At 38.3% G+C, this 392-nt stretch carries 1 tRNA gene; it reads left to right on the top strand.

Annotated elements, in window-relative coordinates:
- The first annotated feature begins 5 nt into the window (after positions 1 to 5).
- A tRNA-Ile gene (locus BK026_RS00005) sits at positions 6 to 82 on the top strand.
- Positions 83 to 392 lie beyond the last annotated feature (310 nt).

The raw sequence follows: 392 nt of genomic DNA, 5'->3' as shown, positions 1-392 counted from the left end.
ACTGAAGGCTTGTAGCTCAGCTGGTTAGAGCGCACCCCTGATAAGGGTGAGGTCGGCAGTTCAAGTCTGCCCAAGCCTACCATTTCCTTGCTTTAAGAAAGGAAGGTAACAAAGGTAGAAAACGTGTCACGTTGGACCCGAAATCCTAATGAATATTTACTGTTTCAGTAAGCATTGATTAGGGTTTTTTACTCTAAAGATGAAAGTACTGCTTTTGCAGGAAACATCGAATGTTCTTTAACAATTTGGAAAGCTGATATTAATAGTAATCAATCAAAATTGAGTAACTGAGAAATCGAAAGATGACTTTTTACTCTACTTGACTGAATTGCTTGTTATCAATCGATGATTTGATAGCAAGGCAATTCTTCCGATTAGCTTGTCATTCATGC

Origin of the sequence: Alteromonas sp. V450 (genome assembly GCF_001885075.1) — a bacterium.
Lineage (GTDB): Bacteria > Pseudomonadota > Gammaproteobacteria > Enterobacterales > Alteromonadaceae > Alteromonas.
Note: the sequence above shows the minus strand (reverse complement) of the source record. Positions and strands in the feature narration are given on the sequence as shown.